At 55.2% G+C, this 19,360-nt stretch carries 17 protein-coding genes and 1 other RNA gene; 6 read left to right on the forward strand and 12 right to left on the reverse strand.

What is annotated here, in order from left to right:
• Positions 1–19: 19 nt before the first annotated feature.
• Entirely contained in the window at positions 20–598 is a 579-nt protein-coding gene (locus L462_RS08755) for a YecA/YgfB family protein (protein WP_025203274.1), read from the reverse strand.
• A 168-nt stretch (positions 599–766) separates the two neighbouring features.
• Between L462_RS08755 and zapA the strand changes: the two genes are divergently transcribed.
• From zapA to L462_RS0123655, 3 genes are all read left to right on the forward strand, one after another.
• A complete protein-coding gene (zapA, locus tag L462_RS08750; RefSeq protein WP_006811891.1) occupies positions 767–1,096 on the forward strand; it encodes a cell division protein ZapA in 330 nt (109 codons plus the stop codon).
• A 41-nt stretch (positions 1,097–1,137) separates the two neighbouring features.
• Positions 1,138–1,321, forward strand: a non-coding RNA gene (gene ssrS, locus L462_RS24485) — 6S RNA.
• Positions 1,322–1,346: 25 nt separating this feature from the next.
• Entirely contained in the window at positions 1,347–1,943 is a 597-nt protein-coding gene (locus tag L462_RS0123655) for a 5-formyltetrahydrofolate cyclo-ligase (protein ID WP_032678931.1), read from the forward strand.
• A gap of 45 nt (positions 1,944–1,988) precedes the next feature.
• Here the strand turns inward: L462_RS0123655 and serA are convergent, their stop codons facing one another.
• Both serA and rpiA read right to left on the reverse strand, forming a co-directional pair.
• Positions 1,989–3,221 carry a phosphoglycerate dehydrogenase gene (gene serA / locus L462_RS08745; RefSeq protein ID WP_014171529.1) on the reverse strand — a complete coding sequence of 411 codons (1,233 nt, stop codon included), beginning with the start codon at positions 3,219–3,221 and terminating at the stop codon, positions 1,989–1,991.
• Between the two features lie 272 nt (positions 3,222–3,493).
• Entirely contained in the window at positions 3,494–4,153 is a 660-nt protein-coding gene (rpiA, locus tag L462_RS08740) for a ribose-5-phosphate isomerase RpiA (RefSeq protein WP_014171530.1), read from the reverse strand.
• Positions 4,154–4,280: 127 nt separating this feature from the next.
• On the opposite strand from rpiA, the gene argP reads away from it, so the two are divergent.
• Positions 4,281–5,174, forward strand: coding sequence for a DNA-binding transcriptional regulator ArgP (argP, locus tag L462_RS08735; protein ID WP_008499727.1), 894 nt, complete (start codon positions 4,281–4,283; stop codon positions 5,172–5,174).
• Positions 5,175–5,221: 47 nt separating this feature from the next.
• Here argP and L462_RS08730 read toward each other — a convergent pair whose 3' ends face one another.
• From L462_RS08730 to tkt, 7 genes are all read right to left on the reverse strand, one after another.
• Positions 5,222–5,962 (reverse strand): oxidative stress defense protein, encoded by a 741-nt coding sequence (locus L462_RS08730; protein ID WP_025203272.1) that lies wholly within the window; start codon positions 5,960–5,962, stop codon positions 5,222–5,224.
• A gap of 91 nt (positions 5,963–6,053) precedes the next feature.
• Positions 6,054–6,689 carry an arginine exporter ArgO gene (gene argO / locus L462_RS08725; protein WP_014171533.1) on the reverse strand — a complete coding sequence of 212 codons (636 nt, stop codon included), beginning with the start codon at positions 6,687–6,689 and terminating at the stop codon, positions 6,054–6,056.
• A 146-nt stretch (positions 6,690–6,835) separates the two neighbouring features.
• A complete protein-coding gene (mscS, locus tag L462_RS08720) occupies positions 6,836–7,690 on the reverse strand; it encodes a small-conductance mechanosensitive channel MscS (protein ID WP_014171534.1) in 855 nt (284 codons plus the stop codon).
• Positions 7,691–7,877: 187 nt separating this feature from the next.
• Complete coding sequence (fbaA, locus tag L462_RS08715; RefSeq protein ID WP_014171535.1) at positions 7,878–8,957, reverse strand: class II fructose-bisphosphate aldolase; 1,080 nt, start codon at positions 8,955–8,957, stop codon at positions 7,878–7,880.
• Between the two features lie 91 nt (positions 8,958–9,048).
• Complete coding sequence (gene pgk / locus L462_RS08710; RefSeq protein WP_014171536.1) at positions 9,049–10,212, reverse strand: phosphoglycerate kinase; 1,164 nt, start codon at positions 10,210–10,212, stop codon at positions 9,049–9,051.
• A gap of 49 nt (positions 10,213–10,261) precedes the next feature.
• Positions 10,262–11,281 carry an erythrose-4-phosphate dehydrogenase gene (gene epd / locus L462_RS08705; RefSeq protein ID WP_014171537.1) on the reverse strand — a complete coding sequence of 340 codons (1,020 nt, stop codon included), beginning with the start codon at positions 11,279–11,281 and terminating at the stop codon, positions 10,262–10,264.
• 382 nt (positions 11,282–11,663) lie between these two features.
• Entirely contained in the window at positions 11,664–13,655 is a 1,992-nt protein-coding gene (gene tkt / locus L462_RS08700) for a transketolase (RefSeq protein ID WP_020883715.1), read from the reverse strand.
• A 272-nt stretch (positions 13,656–13,927) separates the two neighbouring features.
• Between tkt and L462_RS08695 the strand changes: the two genes are divergently transcribed.
• Positions 13,928–14,686: a metalloprotease LoiP gene (locus L462_RS08695; protein ID WP_032678933.1), complete on the forward strand. Its 759-nt coding sequence runs from the start codon at positions 13,928–13,930 to the stop codon at positions 14,684–14,686.
• 220 nt (positions 14,687–14,906) lie between these two features.
• Positions 14,907–16,175: an OprD family outer membrane porin gene (locus L462_RS08690; RefSeq protein WP_025203270.1), complete on the forward strand. Its 1,269-nt coding sequence runs from the start codon at positions 14,907–14,909 to the stop codon at positions 16,173–16,175.
• 59 nt (positions 16,176–16,234) lie between these two features.
• Here L462_RS08690 and L462_RS08685 read toward each other — a convergent pair whose 3' ends face one another.
• The gene (locus L462_RS08685; protein ID WP_014171541.1) at positions 16,235–17,875 is read right to left on the reverse strand and encodes a thiamine pyrophosphate-binding protein; all 1,641 of its coding nucleotides are present in this window, start codon (positions 17,873–17,875) and stop codon (positions 16,235–16,237) included.
• A gap of 13 nt (positions 17,876–17,888) precedes the next feature.
• A complete protein-coding gene (locus L462_RS08680; protein WP_032678935.1) occupies positions 17,889–19,358 on the reverse strand; it encodes an aldehyde dehydrogenase in 1,470 nt (489 codons plus the stop codon).
• Between the last annotated feature and the right edge of the window lie 2 nt (positions 19,359–19,360).

Raw genomic sequence — 19,360 nt, forward strand, 5'->3', positions numbered from 1 at the left:
CTCCTGTGCGTTATTTTTCTTAATGTAAGGTTGGCTTGCGGACTTCCGGCGCGGTCGGCTGCGAACGCGTAAAGTGGTCGTGGCACAGCAATGCTGCAACGCGAACGTATTCGATGATCTCTTCGAGAGACATTTCCAGCTCTTCCTGGTCTTCGTCTTCATCGTAGCCCAACTGCGCAATGTTACGCAGATCGTCGATCGCCTCACCCGCTTCGCCAGTCACTTTATCGAGTTTCGGCTGCGTGACGCCCAGCCCCAACAGGTAGTGGTTGACCCAACCTGCGAGCGCATCGGCACGATCGAAGACGCTGACGTCATCGCCTTCAGGCAGATAAAGCTGAAAAAGGAAGCCATCGTCTTCCAGCGAATCGCTGATCGCGGAGTGCATTTTACGCACGGCTTCCGCCAGCTCGTGACCAAACGCCAGCCCTTCGTTCGTCAGGTCGTGGATCAGCGGCTGCCATGAGCTGTCGCTGTTTCCGCCGCACAGCATGCCACTGATCAGACCGTGCATTTCCGCAGAGGTTAAACCGACTCCCTGCTGGTTCAGTAACTGGTTTAAATCCTTGTAACCAGGCATTTCGTTCTGTATAGACATGCGCATTCGTCATCGTTGGGAGGAATATTCATGATATGCTACCACTTTGGACCCTGGTGATACCAGAAAAGGGCTTGTATCTTCACATCAGGGTAGCTATAGTGTCGCCCCTTCGCAGCCCCCGGGGCAGTAAGCGAAGGCAGCGCAGTCAATCAGCAGGAAGGTGGCATGTCTGCACAACCCGTCGATCTCCAGATTTTTGGCCGTTCACTGCGAGTGAATTGTCCGCCTGAACAAAGGGATGCCTTGAATCAGGCTGCGGACGATTTGAATCAGCGGTTGCAAGATCTCAAAGAACGCACTAGAGTCACAAATACTGAGCAGCTGGTTTTCATCGCCGCGTTGAACATCAGTTATGAACTGACTCAGGAAAAAGCGAAGACCCGCGATTACGCGGCAAGCATGGAGCAGCGCATTAAAATGCTCCAGCAGACCATTGAACAGGCATTGCTTGATCAAGGTCGCAATCCCGAAAGACCGGGACCAAAGTTTGAATAACACTTCTCAGTTGACTATGGTAGAGTAACTGTGAAGACAAAATTTCTCTGAGATGTTCGCAAGCGGGCCAGTCCCCTGAGCCGATATTTCATACCACAAGAATGTGGCGCTCCATGGTTGGTGAGCATGCTCGGTTCGTCCGAGAAGCCTTAAAACTATGACGACACATTCACCTTGAACCAAGGGTTCAAGGGTTACAGCCTGCGGCGGCATCTCGGAGATTCCCTCTCTTTTTCTTCTACCGACTACCATGACCCAACTCCCTGAAGCCTCTTCCTCACGCCAGGACATCCGTCAGCTCATGCGTCAACGCCGTCGTGCGTTAACTCCCGAACAGCAAGCACAGTTTGCCCAGCAAGGCGCTGCCCGTATGATGGCCTATCCCCCTGTTGTGATGGCGCGTACCGTCGCCCTGTTCCTCTCGTTTGATGGCGAGCTGGATACTCAACCGCTGATAGAACAGCTGTGGCGCGCCGGGAAAAGAGTGTACCTGCCGGTGCTGCATCCGTTTAGCCAGGGAAATCTGCTGTTTTTACACTACCATCCGCACAGCGAACTGGTGGTGAATCGTCTGAAAATCACCGAACCAAAACTCGACGTCCGCGACGTCCTCCCCCTCTCAGAACTGGATGTACTGATCACGCCGCTGGTTGCATTTGATGAGCAGGGTCAGCGCTTAGGGATGGGTGGCGGTTTTTATGACAGGACGCTGCAAAACTGGCAGCAGTATCATTTACAGCCTGTGGGGTACGCACATGACTGTCAGGGCGTGGAAGCCTTGCCGGTAGAGAAGTGGGATATTCCGCTGCCTGCGGTAGTGACGCCGGGCAAAACCTGGCGCTGGTAAAATAAAGCCGGGTAGCGACCCGGCTTTATGCTCACAGAAACAGAATCAGTACAGCAGACGGGCACGAATGGTACCCGGAATAGCCTTCATGCTCTGCAGCGCTTTTTCCGCTACATCTTCGTCCGCTTCAATATCAATCACCACGTAACCCATCTGAGAGTTCGTTTGCAGATACTGCGCGGCAATGTTGACGCTCTGCTCGGCAAAGATCTGGTTGATCGCAGTCAGCACGCCCGGACGGTTTTCATGGATGTGCAGCAGACGACGGCCACCGTGCAACGGCAGAGACACTTCCGGGAAGTTCACGGCAGAGAGCGTAGAACCGTTGTCGGAGTATTTGCTCAGCTTGCCCGCGACTTCCAGACCGATATTTTCCTGCGCTTCCTGCGTCGAGCCGCCGATGTGCGGCGTCAGGATCACGTTGTCGAATTCGCACAGCGGAGAGGTGAACGGATCGCTGTTGGTAGCAGGCTCAGTCGGGAAGACGTCAATTGCCGCCCCCGCCAGATGCTTACGCTTCAGCGCATCGCACAGCGCCGGGATGTCGACAACCGTACCGCGCGCGGCGTTGATCAGCAGTGAACCTGGCTTCATCAGCGCCAGTTCCTCAGCACCCATCATGTTTTTCGTTGACGCATTTTCCGGCACGTGCAGGCTGACCACGTCGCTCATGTTCAGCAGGTCAGAGAGGTGTTGAACCTGAGTGGCGTTGCCCAACGGCAGTTTGCTTTCGATATCATAAAAATAGACATGCATCCCCAGGGATTCAGCCAGGATCCCCAGCTGAGTACCGATGTGGCCATAGCCGATGATACCGAGTTTTTTACCACGGGCTTCGTATGAACCCGCAGCCAGTTTGTTCCACACGCCGCGGTGCGCTTTGGCGTTAGCTTCCGGAATACCACGCAGCAACAGCAGCAGCTCGCCAATCACTAACTCCGCCACGGAACGGGTGTTGGAGAACGGGGCGTTAAAGACAGGCACACCGCGTTTTGCGGCGGCATTCAGATCAACCTGGTTGGTACCGATGCAGAAACAGCCGATGGCAACCAACTTTTCCGCCGCGGCAATCACGTCTTCAGTCAGTTGGGTACGGGATCGCAGGCCAATGAAATGGGCATCACGGATGGACGCTTTCAGCTCTTCGGTGTCCAGCGCGCCTTTGTGAAATTCGATGTTGGTGTAACCTGCTGCACGAAGGCTATCAAGCGCTTTCTGATGCACGCCCTCAACCAGCAGGAATTTAATCTTGTCTTTCTCCAGTGATACCTTTGCCATTTACCTTACCCGACCCTGTTTTTGTCTGAACTGATGTTGTGCTGGATTTAAATCCGCTGTAGCCAACATATCAAAAAAAACTATTGCAGCAATATGAACGTTTGCGTCGGCACTCTGAAGAAAAGTCATACAGAGCAAAATGACAGAGGAAAATGCTGTAGAAATTTGCGAATGCGGCAGGATCGGCAAACGAGAGGTAAAAAGCGTGACACAAGTCACCGAATTTAGCTTTTCAAAATTTTTTTAGCGGGGGGAGGGCTCCCCCCATCAGATCATTTTACGATGGTTTGCACGCCATCTGCCGTGCCGATCAGCGCGACATCCGCGCCACGGTTGGCGAATAACCCTACAGTCACTACGCCTGGAATACCGTTAATGGCATTTTCCAGCGCAATGGCGTCGAGAATTTCCAGACCGTGAACGTCGAGGATCACGTTGCCGTTATCAGTGATGACGCCCTGACGATATTCCGGGCGTCCACCCAGTCTCACCAGTTCACGCGCCACAGCGCTCCGCGCCATTGGGATCACTTCTACCGGCAGCGGGAATTTACCCAGGATATCAACCTGCTTTGACGCATCGGCGATACAGATGAATTTATCCGCCACGGAGGCGATAATTTTTTCACGCGTCAGCGCCGCACCGCCGCCTTTGATCATCTGCATATGGCCGTTGATTTCATCCGCGCCATCAACATAGATGCCAAGACGGTCAACTTCATTCAGATCGAAAACGGTGATGCCAAGGCTTTTCAGCTTTTCCGTGGAAGCATCGGAGCTGGAAACTGCGCCCTCGATCTGCCCTTTCATCGTGCCCAGCGCATCGATAAAGTGTGCCGCCGTCGAGCCCGTACCAACACCGACAATGGTACCCGGTTGCACATACTGGAGAGCGGCCCATCCTACTGCTTTTTTCAGTTCATCCTGCGTCATGATCGTTTAGCCTGTGGTGTGAAAACGTAGGCCGCATTATAGAACACGTCGGATGGATTTCGTCTGCCACGAAGGGAAAATTGTGTCATAGTGCAGATTAAGCAAAATTAAGGAGTCAGCCAGAGCAATGAAACGTCCGGACTACAGAACACTACAGGCACTTGATGCAGTTATTCGTGAACGCGGTTTTGAGCGCGCAGCGCAAAAGCTTTGTATCACTCAGTCCGCCGTATCACAACGCATCAAACAGCTGGAGAACATGTTCGGGCAGCCTCTGCTGGTACGTACCGTTCCACCGCGTCCAACGGAGCAAGGGCAAAAGCTCCTCGCCCTGCTGCGCCAGGTTGAACTGCTCGAAGATGAGTGGCTGGGTGACGAACAGACCGGCTCAACGCCGCTGCTGCTCTCGCTGGCGGTGAACGCCGACAGTCTGGCAACCTGGTTGTTGCCGGCCCTTGCGCCGGTGTTAGCGGACTCCCCGATTCGCCTGAATCTGCAGGTTGAAGATGAAACCCGTACACAGGAGCGCCTGCGACGCGGTGAAGTGGTTGGGGCGGTCAGTATCCAACCTCAGGCGCTGCCGAGCTGTCTTGTCGATCAGCTGGGCGCACTGGACTACCTGTTTGTCGGCTCAAAAGCGTTTGCCGAGCGCTACTTCCCGAACGGCGTCACCCGCGCCGCGCTGCTGAAAGCCCCTGCGGTGGCGTTCGACCATCTGGACGATATGCATCAGGCCTTCCTGCAGCAAAACTTCGATCTGCCACCGGGCAGCGTGCCATGTCATATCGTGAACTCGTCTGAAGCGTTTGTGCAGCTCGCACGTCAGGGCACCACCTGCTGTATGATCCCGCACCTGCAGATAGAGAAAGAGTTGAAAAGCGGTGAGCTGATTGACTTAACGCCGGGGCTGTATCAGCGCCGGATGCTCTACTGGCACCGTTTTGCGCCAGAAAGCCGCATGATGCGCAACGTCACCGACGCGCTGCTGGCGTATGGGCATAAGGTGTTGAGACAGGATTAAGGAACAATTCCCCTCTCCTGACGGGAGGGGGGAATTGTGAAGACAGATTACTGCGCTTTTGCCGGCTCAGTCTGCTGACTTTGGGTCGGCTGCAGCTGGAATACCACATCAACCTGATCGTCGAACTGAATCGTCGGCTGCTCATAAGTTTCCTGAGCAGACACCGGTGCCGCGTCGGCCTTCATCATCCGCACCATCGGGCTTGGCTGATAATTTGAGACGTGGTAACGCACGCTGTATACCGGACCGAGCTTACTGTTGAACCCGGACGCCAGCTGTTGCGCCTGATGGATTGCATCATCAATGGCGGCTTTACGCGCCTGGTCTTTGTATTTTTCCGGTTGCGCAACGCCCAGTGAGACGGAACGAATTTCGTTCAGACCCGCTTTCAGCGCGCCATCCAGCAGCGAGTTCAGTTTATCGAGCTGACGCACGGTCACTTCAACGGTGCGCACGGCACGGTAGCCTTTCAGGATGCTTTTACCGTTCTGGTAGTCGTAATCAGGCTGGGTACGCAGGTTGGCAGAGCTGATGTCTTTTTTAGCGACACCGTTCTGCTCCAGGAAAGAGAGATATTGCGCAACACGATCGTCAGCCTGCTTCTTGGCAGAAGCGGCATCTTTCGCGGCCACGTTCACTTCAATTGCCAGCGTTGCAACATCGGGTACCGCATCCACGCTTGCGGTGCCTGAAGTGACGATGTGCGGGCCATCAGGCAATTCACTTGCCTGCACCGACACCGCACCTAAACTCACTAATGCCGCCAGGGCCATCACTTTAAACTTCACTGTCATTCCTCCATGTTGCGAAGAGTGCCCAACAACAGGGCGCATGCCAGCAAGCTTAGCGGCTCTCGCTCAGTTGTCCATAAGACAACGCTTAGTTGAGCAATTCCTGAACATGATGAATCCCCTCTTTTGCCAGCTGAAAGGCGATAAACCACATCACCACGCCCACCAGCGTATTGATGATCCGCTGGGCTTTAGCGGTACGCAGACGCGGGGCCAGCCATGCCGCCAGAATCGCGAGACCGAAGAACCACAGGAATGAGGCGCTGACGGTACCCAGGGCAAACCAGCGTTTTGGCTCAACGTCGAGCTGCCCACCCAGGCTGCCCAGCACCACAAAGGTATCCAGATAAACGTGCGGGTTGAGCCAGGTGACCGCCAGCATGGTGACGATAATCTTCCAGCGGCCCTGCTTCATGACCTCGGCGCTCGCCAGTTCGAGATTGCTGCTCATTGCCGTTTTCAGCGCCCCAAACCCATACCACAGCAGGAACGCTACCCCACCCCAGGTCACCAGCGCCAGAAGCCAGGGAGACTGCATCAGCAGCGCACTGCCGCCAAAGATTCCGGCGCAGATCAGCAGCAAATCGCTCACCGCGCACAGCAGGGCAATCATAAGATGATACTGACGGCGAATGCCCTGGTTCATCACGAACGCGTTCTGCGGGCCAAGGGGAAGGATCATGGCCGCACCTAATGCAAGACCTTGAAAATAATAAGATAACATGAATAAATTCTCAGCAAGTTGTCCTGGGAGCTGACTATACTGCGAGAACCTTATTAGAGGAAATTGATAATATTAATTGGTGATTAGTATTGCTAATAAAAAGGCCCGGTGGCGTTGCCGCTCACCGGGCCTGCTGAGGAAGAGGATTACTCGGCTTCTTTCTCGCGTTTAAGGTTCACGTCCATCTGTGGATACGGGAAGCTGATCCCGTTGGCATCAAAATCACGTTTGATACGTTCCAGAACATCCCAGTAAACGTTTTGCAGATCACTGCTTTTGCTCCAGATGCGCACGACAAAGTTGATGGAGGATGCCCCCAACTCGTTCAGCCGAACGGTCTGCTCTTTATCTTTCAAAATACGATCGTCGGAGGCAATGATATTGGCGATCAGCGATTTCACCTGATCGATATCAGAGTCATACGCCACGCTGATAATCAGCTCGTTACGACGCACCGGCTCGCGGGAAAAGTTAATGATGTTGCCCGCGATGATTTTCCCGTTCGGTACCACCACGATACGGCCATCCACAGTTCGCAGAGTGGTTGAGAAAATCTGCACCTGCAGTACGGTGCCGGCAATACCGCCCAGGTCAACGTACTCGCCAGAACGGAACGGACGGAAGGTTACCAGCAACACACCCGCTGCCAGGTTCGAGAGCGACCCCTGCAGCGCCAGACCAATGGCCAGACCGGCGGCACCGAGAACAGCAATCACCGAGGCAGTCTGTACGCCAACACGCCCCAGTGCAGCAATCAGCGTAAAGGCAATAATACCGTAGCGCACCAGTGCAGAGAGGAAGTCAGCCACAGTGGCGTCAATGTGACGCGCCAGCATCACGCGGTTTACGGCGTTTGATACGATACGCGCCACGATCATCCCGACGATGATGATGGCAATCGCCGCGACGATGTTAACGGCATAGCTCAGCAGCAGCGCCTGGTTGCGCACCAGCCAGTTACCGGCATTATTGATGCTGTCTACAACATCGAGTTGTTCCATTTAGTCTTCCTTTTGTTATCCCAAAAACACAAAATCCATCCCCCATGGAGACAGGCAGGTCAGTAAAGGGTAAACAAAAAGGACCGGTTTTGCCAAACAGATCACATAAACGGACCGGGCAGACCATTGAAAAAGCATAAAAAAAGGCCCGCATTTGCGGGCCTTCTGATGCTATGAGCTGCTTAAATTACAGAACGTCAACCGCGTTCAGTTCTTTGAAAGCCTGCTCCAGACGCGCCACCATGGAAGTCTGCGCAGCACGCAGCCATACACGTGGATCGTAGTATTTCTTGTTCGGCTGGTCTTCGCCTTTCGGGTTGCCCAGCTGGCCCTGCAGGTAAGCTTCGTTCGTTTTGTAGTACTGCAGGATACCGTCCCATGTTGCCCACTGGGTGTCGGTATCGATGTTCATTTTCACTACGCCGTAGCTTACGGAGTCTTTGATTTCCTGAGCAGAAGAACCGGAACCGCCGTGGAAGACGAAGTTCAGGCTGTTGTGCGGCAGGTTGTGTTTCTTAGAAACGTATTCCTGAGAATCACGCAGGATAGTTGGGGTCAGAACCACGTTACCTGGTTTGTAAACGCCGTGTACGTTACCGAAGGACGCTGCGATGGTGAAGCGTGGGCTGATTTTGCTCAGCTCGGTGTAAGCGTAATCAACGTCTTCTGGCTGGGTGTACAGTGCAGAAGCGTCCATGTGGCTGTTGTCCACGCCGTCTTCTTCACCACCGGTGCAACCCAGTTCGATTTCCAGGGTCATGTCCATTTTGGCCATGCGCGCCAGGTACTTAGAGCAGATTTCGATGTTTTCGTGCAGGGACTCTTCAGACAGGTCGATCATGTGAGAAGAGAACAGTGGCTTACCGGTCGCTGCGAAGTGTTTTTCACCCGCGTCCAGCAGACCGTCGATCCACGGCAGCAGTTTCTTCGCGCAGTGGTCAGTGTGCAGGATAACCGGAACACCGTAGTGTTCAGCCATCTGGTGTACATGGTGCGCACCAGAGATTGCGCCCAGGATTGCCGCGCCCTGAGGAACGTCAGTTTTCACGCCTTTACCAGCGATGAATGCTGCGCCACCGTTAGAGAACTGAACGATAACCGGTGCTTTAACTTTTGCAGCAGCTTCCAGTACGGCGTTAATGGAGTCGGTACCAACGCAGTTAACTGCTGGCAGAGCGAAGTTGTTTTCTTTAGCTACCTGGAACACTTTCTGAACGTCATCACCAGTGATCACGCCAGGTTTTACGAAATCAAAAATTTTAGACATGTTGCTTAGTCCTGTATCTTCGGCCGTTAGAAAAGGTGCGAGCTCTTAAAGCGCGCTGAAAATTGGGCAGGTTTCCCTGCCCTTGAATGGCTTACTTCTTAGCGCGCTCTTCGAGCATTGCTACTGCTGGCAGTACTTTGCCTTCCACGAACTCGAGGAATGCGCCGCCACCAGTGGAGATGTAGGAGATCTTGTCAGAAATACCGAACAGGTCGATTGCTGCCAGCGTATCACCGCCGCCTGCGATAGAGAACGCTTCGCTGTCTGCGATAGCGTTAGCAACGATTTCAGTACCTTTGCGGAAGTTCGGGAATTCGAACACGCCAACAGGACCATTCCACAGGATAGTTTTCGCGTTTTTCAGGATTTCAGCCAGTTTCTGTGCAGAAACGTCGCCCAGGTCCAGAATCTGCTCATCATCTTTGATGTCGTTAACAGATTTCAGGGTCGCAGTCGCTGTTTCAGAGAACTCAGTCGCGACGCGAACATCCGTTGGAACCGGGATATCGCAGGTGGTCAGCAGACGTTTTGCTTCGTCAACCAGATCCGCTTCGTACAGGGACTTACCGACGTTATGGCCTTGTGCCGCCACGAAGGTGTTCGCGATACCACCGCCAACGATCAGCTGGTCAGCGATTTTAGACAGGGAATCCAGTACGGTCAGTTTGGTAGAAACTTTAGAACCACCAACGATTGCAACCATTGGACGAGCAGGTTCTTTCAGTGCTTTACCCAGTGCGTCCAGCTCAGCAGCCAGCAGAGGACCGGCACACGCGACGTCTGCGAATTTACCGATACCGTGGGTTGAAGCCTGCGCACGGTGAGCAGTACCGAAGGCGTCCATCACGAATACGTCACACAGTGCAGCGTATTTTTTGGACAGCGCTTCGTCGTCTTTCTTTTCGCCTTTGTTGAAGCGAACGTTTTCCAGAACAACCAGTTCACCGGCAGCGATGTCTACGCCGTCCAGGTAATCTTTTACCAGGCGAACCGGGTTGGACAGTTTGTCTTTCAGGTAATTAACAACTGGCAGCAGAGAGAACTCTTCATTGTACTCGCCTTCAGTTGGACGACCCAGGTGGGAGGTCACCATCACTTTAGCGCCCTGCTTCAGAGCCAGTTCGATGGTTGGCAGAGATGCACGGATACGCGCGTCGCTGGTCACTTTGCCATCTTTAACCGGTACGTTCAGATCAGCACGGATGAAAACGCGTTTACCAGCCAGATCCAGATCGGTCATCTTAATTACAGACATGGTGAATCCTCTCGTTGATTCTTAAAGTTTTGCAGACGCACGATGCGTCTTACCTGAAACCTTGAGCGGCCATTGCTAACGTGGTGTCGAGCATTCGGTTAGCAAAGCCCCATTCGTTATCACACCAGACCAGCGTCTTGATAAGGTGTGCGCCACTGACGCGCGTTTGAGTGCCATCGACAATGGCGCTGTGCGGGTCGTGGTTAAAATCTACTGAGACCAACGGTAATTCCGTATAGTCAACTATACCATGAAATGCCCCCTGTGCCGCTTTTTGCAGCAACAGGTTGACTTCACAGGCTTTTACCGGTTTTTTCACCGTCACGCTCAGGTCAATTGCGGTGACGTTAATCGTCGGTACACGTACGGCAATTGCTTCAAAACGATCGTTAAACTGCGGGAAAAAACGGGTGATACCTGCCGCCAGTTTTGTGTCCACCGGAATGATTGACTGGCTCGCGGCTCGCGTGCGTCGTAAGTCCGGATGATAGGCGTCAATCACCTGCTGATCGTGCATCGCTGAATGAATCGTGGTTACGGTGCCGGATTCAATGCCATACGCATCGTCTAACAGTTTGATGACCGGAATAATGCAGTTGGTGGTACAGGAGGCGTTGGAAACAATGCGGTGTTCGGCTTGCAGCTCATGCTGATTCACGCCAAATACGACGGTCGCGTCGAGGTCGTTGCTGCCAGGATGGGAAAACAGGACTTTTTTCGCACCTGCTGTCAGATGCGCTTCGCCATGCTCGCGGTTACCGTATACGCCAGTACAGTCAAGTACGATATCCACACCCAGTTCACGCCACGGTAGCCCGGCAATACTGCTCTCATGCAGCACGCGGATGGCATCGTCGCCGACAAACAGCTGATCTCTTTCCTGGCGAACATCCCAGGCAAAGCGTCCGTGGCTGGTGTCATATTTCAACAAATGCGCCATGCCCGCAGCATCCGCCAGTTCGTTGATAGCCACCACGGTTATTTCCGCCCGACGCCCGGATTCATATAAAGCACGAACCACGTTACGCCCGATGCGACCGAAGCCATTAATCGCTACGCGTACGGTCATAGATCTCCTGCAAAGCTATCCCTGAGTTTGAGGTGGCTGAAAGAGTAATCCAGCTACGCCCGAAGGGGAATCCTTGCTGTCACAAACTGCGATTGATTGGTCAATTGTCGAACATTTAATCGACTGAAACGCTTCAGCTAGAATAAGCGAATCAGGGAATAAAAGGAATGTCTGTCCAGAGCAATAAGCGCGCTATATGACTTGCGTCACATTTTGGATGGAATAATTCACAGGAACGTTACATGTTTGAGGAATAGTGGACATATAAGGCGGATAGCGTGAAAAAAACAAAACGGTAACCCAAAGGTTACCGTTTAGGGTGTTTGCGCCCTCTTCTCAGTGAGAGCATGGACAGGGGCTCGCGCCCCTCCCCTACAAACAATTACAGCAGTTCTTTTGCTTTCGCGACAACGTTTTCAACGGTGAAGCCGAACTCTTCGAACAGCAGCTCTGCCGGAGCAGATTCACCGAAGGTGGTCATGCCGACGATGGCGCCGTTCAGGCCCACATATTTGAACCAGTAGTCAGCGATACCTGCTTCTACTGCCACGCGCGCGGTAACGGCTTTAGGCAGTACGGATTCGCGGTAGGCGGCATCCTGCTTGTCGAACGCATCGGTAGACGGCATGGAAACCACGCGCGCTTTAACGCCTTCGGCAGACAGTTTTTCCCATGCGGCAACAGCCAGCTCAACTTCAGAACCGGTCGCGATGAAGATCAGCTCTGGCTGACCCGCGCAATCTTTCAGCACGTAACCACCACGGGCGATGTTCGCCAGCTGCTCTGGAGTACGCTCCTGCTGTGCCAGGTTCTGACGGGAGAGGATCAGTGCGGTTGGGCCGTCCTGACGCTCAACACCGTATTTCCACGCCACGGCGGACTCAACCTGGTCACATGGACGCCATGTGCTCATGTTTGGCGTCACGCGCAGGGAAGCCACCTGCTCTACCGGCTGGTGAGTTGGACCATCTTCGCCCAGACCGATGGAGTCGTGGGTGTAGACCATCACCTGACGCTGTTTCATCAGCGCAGCCATACGCACGGCGTTACGCGCGTACTCGACAAACATCAGGAAGGTAGAGGTGTACGGCAGGAAACCACCGTGCAGGGAGATACCGTTCGCAATCGCAGTCATACCGAATTCACGCACACCGTAGTGGATGTAGTTACCGGCAGTGTCTTCGTTGATTGCTTTAGAACCAGACCAGATTGTCAGGTTAGATGGCGCCAGGTCAGCGGAGCCGCCCAGGAATTCTGGCAGCAGCGGACCGAACGCTTCAATCGCATTCTGAGAGGCTTTACGGCTGGCGATTTTGGATGGGTTCGCCTGCAGTTTAGCAATGAACTCGTTCGCTTTGGCGTCGAAGTCAGACGGCATGTCACCCTTCATACGACGGGTAAATTCAGCCGCTTCCTGTGGGAAGGCTTTCGCATAGGCAGCGAACTTCTCGTTCCATGCGGATTCTTTCGCCTGACCCACTTCTTTAGCATCCCACTGCGCGTAAATTTCAGATGGGATTTCGAAAGCAGGATATTTCCAGCCCAGCGCTTCGCGCGTCAGTGCGATTTCCGCGTCGCCCAGTGGCGCACCGTGGGAATCGTGGGTACCCGCTTTGTTTGGAGAACCGAAACCAATGATGGTTTTGCACATCAGCAGTGACGGCTTGTCCGTCACTGCGCGCGCTTCTTCTACTGCACGTTTAATCGAGTCAGCATCGTGACCGTCAACGCCACGCACAACGTGCCAGCCGTAAGCTTCGAAACGCTTCGCGGTGTCGTCAGTGAACCAGCCTTCAACGTGACCGTCGATGGAGATGCCGTTGTCGTCATAGAACGCAACCAGTTTGCCCAGCTTCAGGGTACCTGCCAGGGAGCACACTTCGTGAGAAATGCCTTCCATCATGCAGCCGTCGCCCATGAATGCGTAGGTGAAGTGGTCAACAATGTCATGACCTGGACGGTTGAACTGCGCGGCCAGGGTTTTCTCGGCAATCGCCATACCCACCGCGTTAGCAATACCCTGACCCAGCGGGCCGGTGGTGGTTTCTACACCTGCGGTGTAACCCACTTCCGGGTGACCTGGCGTTTTGGAGTGCAGCTGGCGGAAGTTTTTCAGCTCTTCAATTGGCAGATCGTAGCCAGTGAGGTGCAGCAGGCTATAGATCAGCATTGAGCCGTGGCCATTAGACAGCACGAAACGGTCGCGGTCAGCCCAGGAAGGGTTCTGCGGGTTGTGGTTCAGGAAATCGCGCCACAGGACTTCGGCGATATCAGCCATCCCCATAGGGGCGCCCGGGTGGCCGGATTTGGCTTTCTGTACTGCGTCCATGCTCAGCGCACGAATAGCATTAGCAAGCTCTTTACGTGAGGACATTTTAACTCCAGATCGGACTGTTAAAGGCCATGCCCTTGACGACAGCGCGTTTTGGGCTACGCCGGAAAAAAGTGCCAACAATGTAACCCAAGCGGCATGTCATGTACATGGAGCATTCTTTTGCAGCTTAAGAAATCTCTGGATCATGCTCGCATGTTGCGCAATCTGCTCGCCCGGCCCCGTAGATATTCCTTATACTTAGCCCGACCCCGGCTTCGTTGCCGGTGCACTTTTCAGATTTTATTCAGATTAACGAGTACGGAAGCGACATCATGAAAATGCGTGCAATAGTGCTGGCCCTGGGTACAACGCTCCTGCTGAGCGGCTGTCAGAATATGGATTCTAACGGCCTGATGTCCTCAGGCGCAGAGGCCTTTCAGGCCTACTCCCTGAGCGACGCACAGGTTAAAGCGCTGAGCGACCAGGCCTGTAAAGATATGGACGGAAAAGCCACGCTTGCCCCGGCCAATAGTACCTACACGCAGCGTCTGAATAAGATAGCCTCCGCGCTGGGTGATAACATTAACGGCCAGCCGGTGAACTATAAGGTGTACATGGCCAAAGATGTAAACGCCTTCGCGATGGCGAACGGCTGCATCCGCGTTTACAGCGGGCTGATGGATATGATGACCGACAACGAAGTTGAAGCGGTTATCGGCCATGAAATGGGCCACGTTGCACTTGGCCACGTGAAGAAAGGCATGCAGGTTGCGTTAGGCACTAACGCCATCCGCGCCGCGGCGGCGTCTACGGGCGGTATCGTCGGCAGCCTGTCACAGTCGCAGCTTGGCGATGTGGGTGAAAAACTGGTTAACTCTCAGTTCTCGCAGCGTCAGGAATCCGAAGCGGATGACTACTCCTACGATCTGTTGCGCAAACGCGGCATTAATCCATCAGGTTTAGCCACCAGCTTCGAAAAACTGGCCAAACTGGAAGTCGGTCGCCAGAGCTCTATGTTTGATGACCACCCGGCGTCAGAAGAGCGCGCACAGCATATTCGCGACCGTATGGCCGCAGACGGAATTAAATAATTCGAAAGGAGGCATATTTGCCTCCTTTTTATTTCGCATGAATTGTTAATTTAACCGCACATATCGGTAATAGCGCTTGAGTACCTTTCTAAGCCGCGCAAACACTGGCTTATTGCCCTGAAACGTCTCGTCACATAATTATTGCAATCATATACCATTCGGGTAATTATCGAGCTCGCAGTAATTCAATTTACAATATTAAGACAGAGACGTTCCCTCCGTGAAAAAAGAATTTTCATTAATTGCGTTAAGTTTATTCGCCGCATTACCCGCCGTTGCAAGCCAGCAATCCGACAGCAAAGGGTTTGTTGACGACAGCCATTTAGATCTGTTTTTACGCAATGCGTATATCAGTCGTGATTATCATCAGGGCCAGCAGGACAAAGCCGAATGGGGTCAGGGTATCGTTGCCACGTTCGAATCCGGCTATACCGAAGGGCTGGTTGGCTTTGGTGTGGACGGCATTGCCCAGTATGGCGTGCGTCTGGACGGCGGTCGTGGAAAGAGCGGCGCGGGCGGCATTGACTTCTTTAAACAGGAAGACGATGGCCGGGCTAAATCCGATCTGGCGAAATTTGGCGCCACAGCAAAAATGCGTATTTCCAATACCGTGCTGAGCTACGGTAACCAGCGTCCGGAATTACCGATTGTGAATGCCGACAATTCCCGTCTGCTGTTTGAAAGCTTTACCGGCACCATGCTGACCTCAAAAGAGATCGCGGGCCTGGAAGTGAACGCCGGTTACTTCACCGATGAGCAGCGCAAAAGTGACGACCGCCACGACAGCGGCCTGAAGAGCCTCTCCTTCGGCGGTGCGAGCTACCAGTTCAACGACCAGTTCAGCGGTGCGCTGTATGCCTCTCATGTGGAAGAGGTGATGAACAAGCAGTACCTGGGAATGAACTTCAAACAGCCGTTCAGCACCGGGCAACAGCTGGTGCTCGATTTCAACGGCTATAACTCACGCCTGGATCAGCGCTACGCAGACAGCCTTGATACCGGACGCAGCAATAGCATCTGGAGCCTGGCGGCAAGCTACATCTGGGATATTCATACCTTCAAGGTGGCGTATCAGCAGAGCAGCGGCAGCACCGGCTATCACTATGGCAGCTATCGCGATCAGGGTGGCGTAGGTGACGGCGGCAATACCATCTGGCTGGCGAACTCCTACTGGTCTGATTTCAACGGCGAAGACGAGCGCTCCTGGCAGGCTTCTTACGCGCTGGACTTCGGCGGTCTGGGCTTACCAGGCCTGAGCTGGACCACAGCTTACGTGCGTGGCGACAACATCAAGACCTCTGAAACCAGCAACGGTAAAGAGCATGAGTGGTTTAACCAGATCCAGTATCAGGTGCAGGACGGCCCGGCTAAAGATCTGAAACTGAAACTCCGTTACTCCGTCCTGCGCGTGTCCAGCAACGCCAGCGACTATAACGTGGGCGGGGATGAGATCCGCGCGTACGTGGAATACCCGTTTAACGTGTTCTGATTAAACCCCTCACCCGCCCTTCTCCCTAAGGGAGAGGGCTGGAGTGAGGGTAAACACGCTTAGTACAACGTCTTCTGCGGCGGCCCGGCAAACTTCAGCGCGCCAATCTGTCCCATCCGCACTTCCACTACCGACGGTCCTGGCATGGCAAGCGCTTCGGTCATCACCGCGTCAAAATCCTCAGCCCGTTCGACGCTCCACGCCTGTAACCCCATCGCATGCGCCAGCTGCGTAAAGTCCGGGGTATGCAGCTCGTTATAATACTGACGCCCGCCGAAATACTTATCCTGAATGCCGCGCATGACGCCGTAACCGCCGTCGTTCATCACCAGCAGCGTCACGTTGGCCTTCTCCTGCGCCAGCGTTGCCATCTCGCCCAGATTCAGGCTTACGCCACCATCGCCCACCAGCCCCACCACTTTGCGTTGCGGGTTGGCAATCGCCGTGCCAATCGCCATCGGTAGCCCCATGCCGATGGCGCCTGCCAGCGAGTGAATGTTCATCAGCGGTCCGTTGGCGCGGAACAAACGGCTGCCCCACAGGCTTCCGGATACGGTGATATCACGGACCAGCAGGCCATCTTGCGGCAGCGCGTTCTCGATGGCGTCGTTGAGCTTCGCATAAGCACCGCACTGCTCACGCAGTCCCGCAACGGCTTTCGCCAGCGCCTGCTGCACCTGTGTATCCCACTGTGCATCGCCCCATTCACGCCCCTGCGCTTTAGCCGCCAGCGCGGTTAACAGCGCTGCGCAGTCCGCCACAAGGGTTGTGTCCATCAGATAGTTGCGGCTCGCCGCCGCGGGGTCGATATCGATCTGGACGCGGGGATGCGGTAATTCAAGCGTCCACGAGCGGGTTTCGTTGCTGCGCAGGCGTGAGCCGGCGACCAGCGTAAAGTCGCACTGGGCGATCAACGCCTCAACTGACGGCGAGTTATGAAACGCCCGCAGGCTGGCGCGATGGCTGTCCGGCAGCACGCCGCGCGCGTGGGTGCTGGAGATAACCGTCACTCCCGCATCCGCCAGTTTTTTTACCGCATCAGCGCTACCGAGCGCTCCGCCCCCCAGCCACAGCAGCGGCTGTCTGGCCTGTTTAAGCTGCGCCCACAGCGTGTCGACCACTGCCGTATCAACCGCAGAAACCGACGTCGGTTTCACCGGAGCGGTGATCAGCGACACGGGGATTTTCGCCCCCTGAATATCAATCGGGATCTCCACGGAGACCGGCCCGCACGGCGGAGTTTGCGCCTCCTGAATGGCCTTGTGAAGGATCGCTATCGCCTGGTTTGCGTTGCTGATGCGGTATGCCCGTTTTGAGCTGGCCTTCAGGAAGGTCAGCTGGTCGCGGGTTTCGTGGATAAAGCCGGTGTCGGCATCCAGCCAGGCTTTTTCCACCTGGCCGGTGATATGCAGCAGCGGCGTGCAGGCATTCATGGCTTCCACCAGCGCGCCGACGGCGTTACCCGCCCCGGCACCGGTACTGGTCAGCGCCACGCCGAGCCCGGAAAAACGGCCGTGGGCATCGGCCATGGTGACCGACCCCGCTTCGCCACGTGCGGGCACAAAGCGAATATTCCCGCGCTGCCCTACCGCATCGGCGATGGGTAAATTGTGGATGGAGATGACGCCGTAGATGGCCTCAACCTGATACTGCTCCAGCGTTCTGGCGATGGCGTCGCCGACGGTTATCATTTCGCTCATTACTCACCCTTTCTCAGTCGCACCAGTGGTTGACGCTGTTACCCGTCGCCAGATAAATGCTCTTTTGCTGCATCCAGGCTTTCAGCCCCTGAATGCCCTTTTCGCGGCCCAGACCGCTCTCTTTAAAGCCCCCGAACGGGGTCGAAATTGCAAACACTTTGTAGGTATTTATCCACACCGTGCCCGCTTCAAGCTGCTCGCTCAGGCGCAGGGCGCGCCCGGTATCCCGCGTCCAGATCCCGGCGGCAAGGCCATAAACGGAGTCATTCGCCTCACGGATCAACGCGGCTTCATCGCTAAAGGGCATCGCCACCAGCACCGGGCCGAAGATCTCCTCCTGACAGGCGCGCGCGCTGTTGGTCAGGCCTTCGATGATGGTGGGCTGGAAGTAACTGCCGTTTGCCAGCAGTGGATCGGCAGGGATCTCCCCGCCACACAGCACGCGGCCCCCTTCACGCTTTGCCAGTTCAACGTAAGCCTGCACGCTCTGGCGGTGCGCGTCGTTAATCAGCGGTCCCACATGGGTGCCGTCGGTAAAGGGATGCCCGACCCGCAGGCCGCGCGTTAATTCGAGCAGCCTCGCCATCAGTGGGGCGTAAAGGCGCTCATGGATAAAGAGTCGCGAACCGGCAATACAGGCCTGACCTGCAGAGCTGAAAATACCGTAGCAGATCCCGCGCGCAGCCAGCTCAACGTCGGCATCTTCCAGCACGATGGTCGGGGATTTACCGCCCAGTTCCAGCGAGGCCGGGATCAATTTTTCCGCCGCCACGTGCGCCAGATGACGGCCCGTGGTGGTGCCACCGGTAAAGGAGATTTTTCGCACTTTCGGGTGACGCGCCAGCGCATCGCCAATCACCGAGCCTTTGCCCGGCAGCACGCTCAGCAGCCCGACGGGTAAGCCTGCCTGCTCAAAAATACGCGCCAGCTCCAGCGCCATCAGCGGGGTGGCTTCGGCTGGTTTGAGAACCACCGCGTTACCGGCAGCAATGGCCGGCGCCACTTTCTGCATTTCGCTGGCAATGGGGGAATTCCAGGGCGTGATAGCCGCCACCACGCCGAGCGGTTCATATCGGCTGAGGGTAAGCACATCAGGCTGGCGTGGGGTCGGCAGTTCACCTTCCAGCAGCTCGCAGGCGGCGGCAAAATAACGCGCCGTGCCTGCCGCGCTCATCACCAGCCCCCGCGCTTCCGCCAGCGGTTTACCGTTGTCGCGACTCTGCATGCGGGCCAGTTCATCGACGCGGGATTCGATCAGATCCGCCACCTTATGCAGGATCTTCGCACGCGCATGCGGCAGGCTGTTACGCCAGGCAGGATCGCGCCACGCGCGCTCTCCGGCGTCGATAGCCTCCTGCAGATCCTCCAGGCTTGCCGCGTGGAGCGTGGCGTTCACCGCACCGTCTGCCGGGAAATGACTCTGCATCAGGTTACCGCCGCCACGCCGCCAGTTGCCGCCAATGAAAATGTTAAGATCGTCCATCG

Source organism: Enterobacter sp. BIDMC 26, assembly GCF_000534435.1.
In the GTDB taxonomy this organism is placed as follows: Bacteria; Pseudomonadota; Gammaproteobacteria; order Enterobacterales; family Enterobacteriaceae; genus Enterobacter; species Enterobacter ludwigii.

Bases quoted from the DNA above. Each gene is read 5' to 3' on its own strand.
- zapA (WP_006811891.1), top strand. From the start codon at position 767: ATGTCTGCACAACCCGTCGATCTCCAGATTTTTGGCCGTTCACTGCGA.
- argP (WP_008499727.1), top strand. From the start codon at position 4,281: ATGAAACGTCCGGACTACAGAACACTACAGGCACTTGATGCAGTTATT.
- L462_RS08695 (WP_032678933.1), top strand. From the start codon at position 13,928: ATGAAAATGCGTGCAATAGTGCTGGCCCTGGGTACAACGCTCCTGCTG.
- mscS (WP_014171534.1), bottom strand. From the start codon at position 7,690: ATGGAACAACTCGATGTTGTAGACAGCATCAATAATGCCGGTAACTGG.
- fbaA (WP_014171535.1), bottom strand. From the start codon at position 8,957: ATGTCTAAAATTTTTGATTTCGTAAAACCTGGCGTGATCACTGGTGAT.
- rpiA (WP_014171530.1), bottom strand. From the start codon at position 4,153: ATGACGCAGGATGAACTGAAAAAAGCAGTAGGATGGGCCGCTCTCCAG.
- epd (WP_014171537.1), bottom strand. From the start codon at position 11,281: ATGACCGTACGCGTAGCGATTAATGGCTTCGGTCGCATCGGGCGTAAC.
- tkt (WP_020883715.1), bottom strand. From the start codon at position 13,655: ATGTCCTCACGTAAAGAGCTTGCTAATGCTATTCGTGCGCTGAGCATG.
- L462_RS08680 (WP_032678935.1), bottom strand. From the start codon at position 19,358: ATGGACGATCTTAACATTTTCATTGGCGGCAACTGGCGGCGTGGCGGC.
- argO (WP_014171533.1), bottom strand. From the start codon at position 6,689: ATGTTATCTTATTATTTTCAAGGTCTTGCATTAGGTGCGGCCATGATC.
- L462_RS08685 (WP_014171541.1), bottom strand. From the start codon at position 17,875: ATGAGCGAAATGATAACCGTCGGCGACGCCATCGCCAGAACGCTGGAG.
- pgk (WP_014171536.1), bottom strand. From the start codon at position 10,212: ATGTCTGTAATTAAGATGACCGATCTGGATCTGGCTGGTAAACGCGTT.
- L462_RS0123655 (WP_032678931.1), top strand. From the start codon at position 1,347: ATGACCCAACTCCCTGAAGCCTCTTCCTCACGCCAGGACATCCGTCAG.
- serA (WP_014171529.1), bottom strand. From the start codon at position 3,221: ATGGCAAAGGTATCACTGGAGAAAGACAAGATTAAATTCCTGCTGGTT.
- L462_RS08755 (WP_025203274.1), bottom strand. From the start codon at position 598: ATGTCTATACAGAACGAAATGCCTGGTTACAAGGATTTAAACCAGTTA.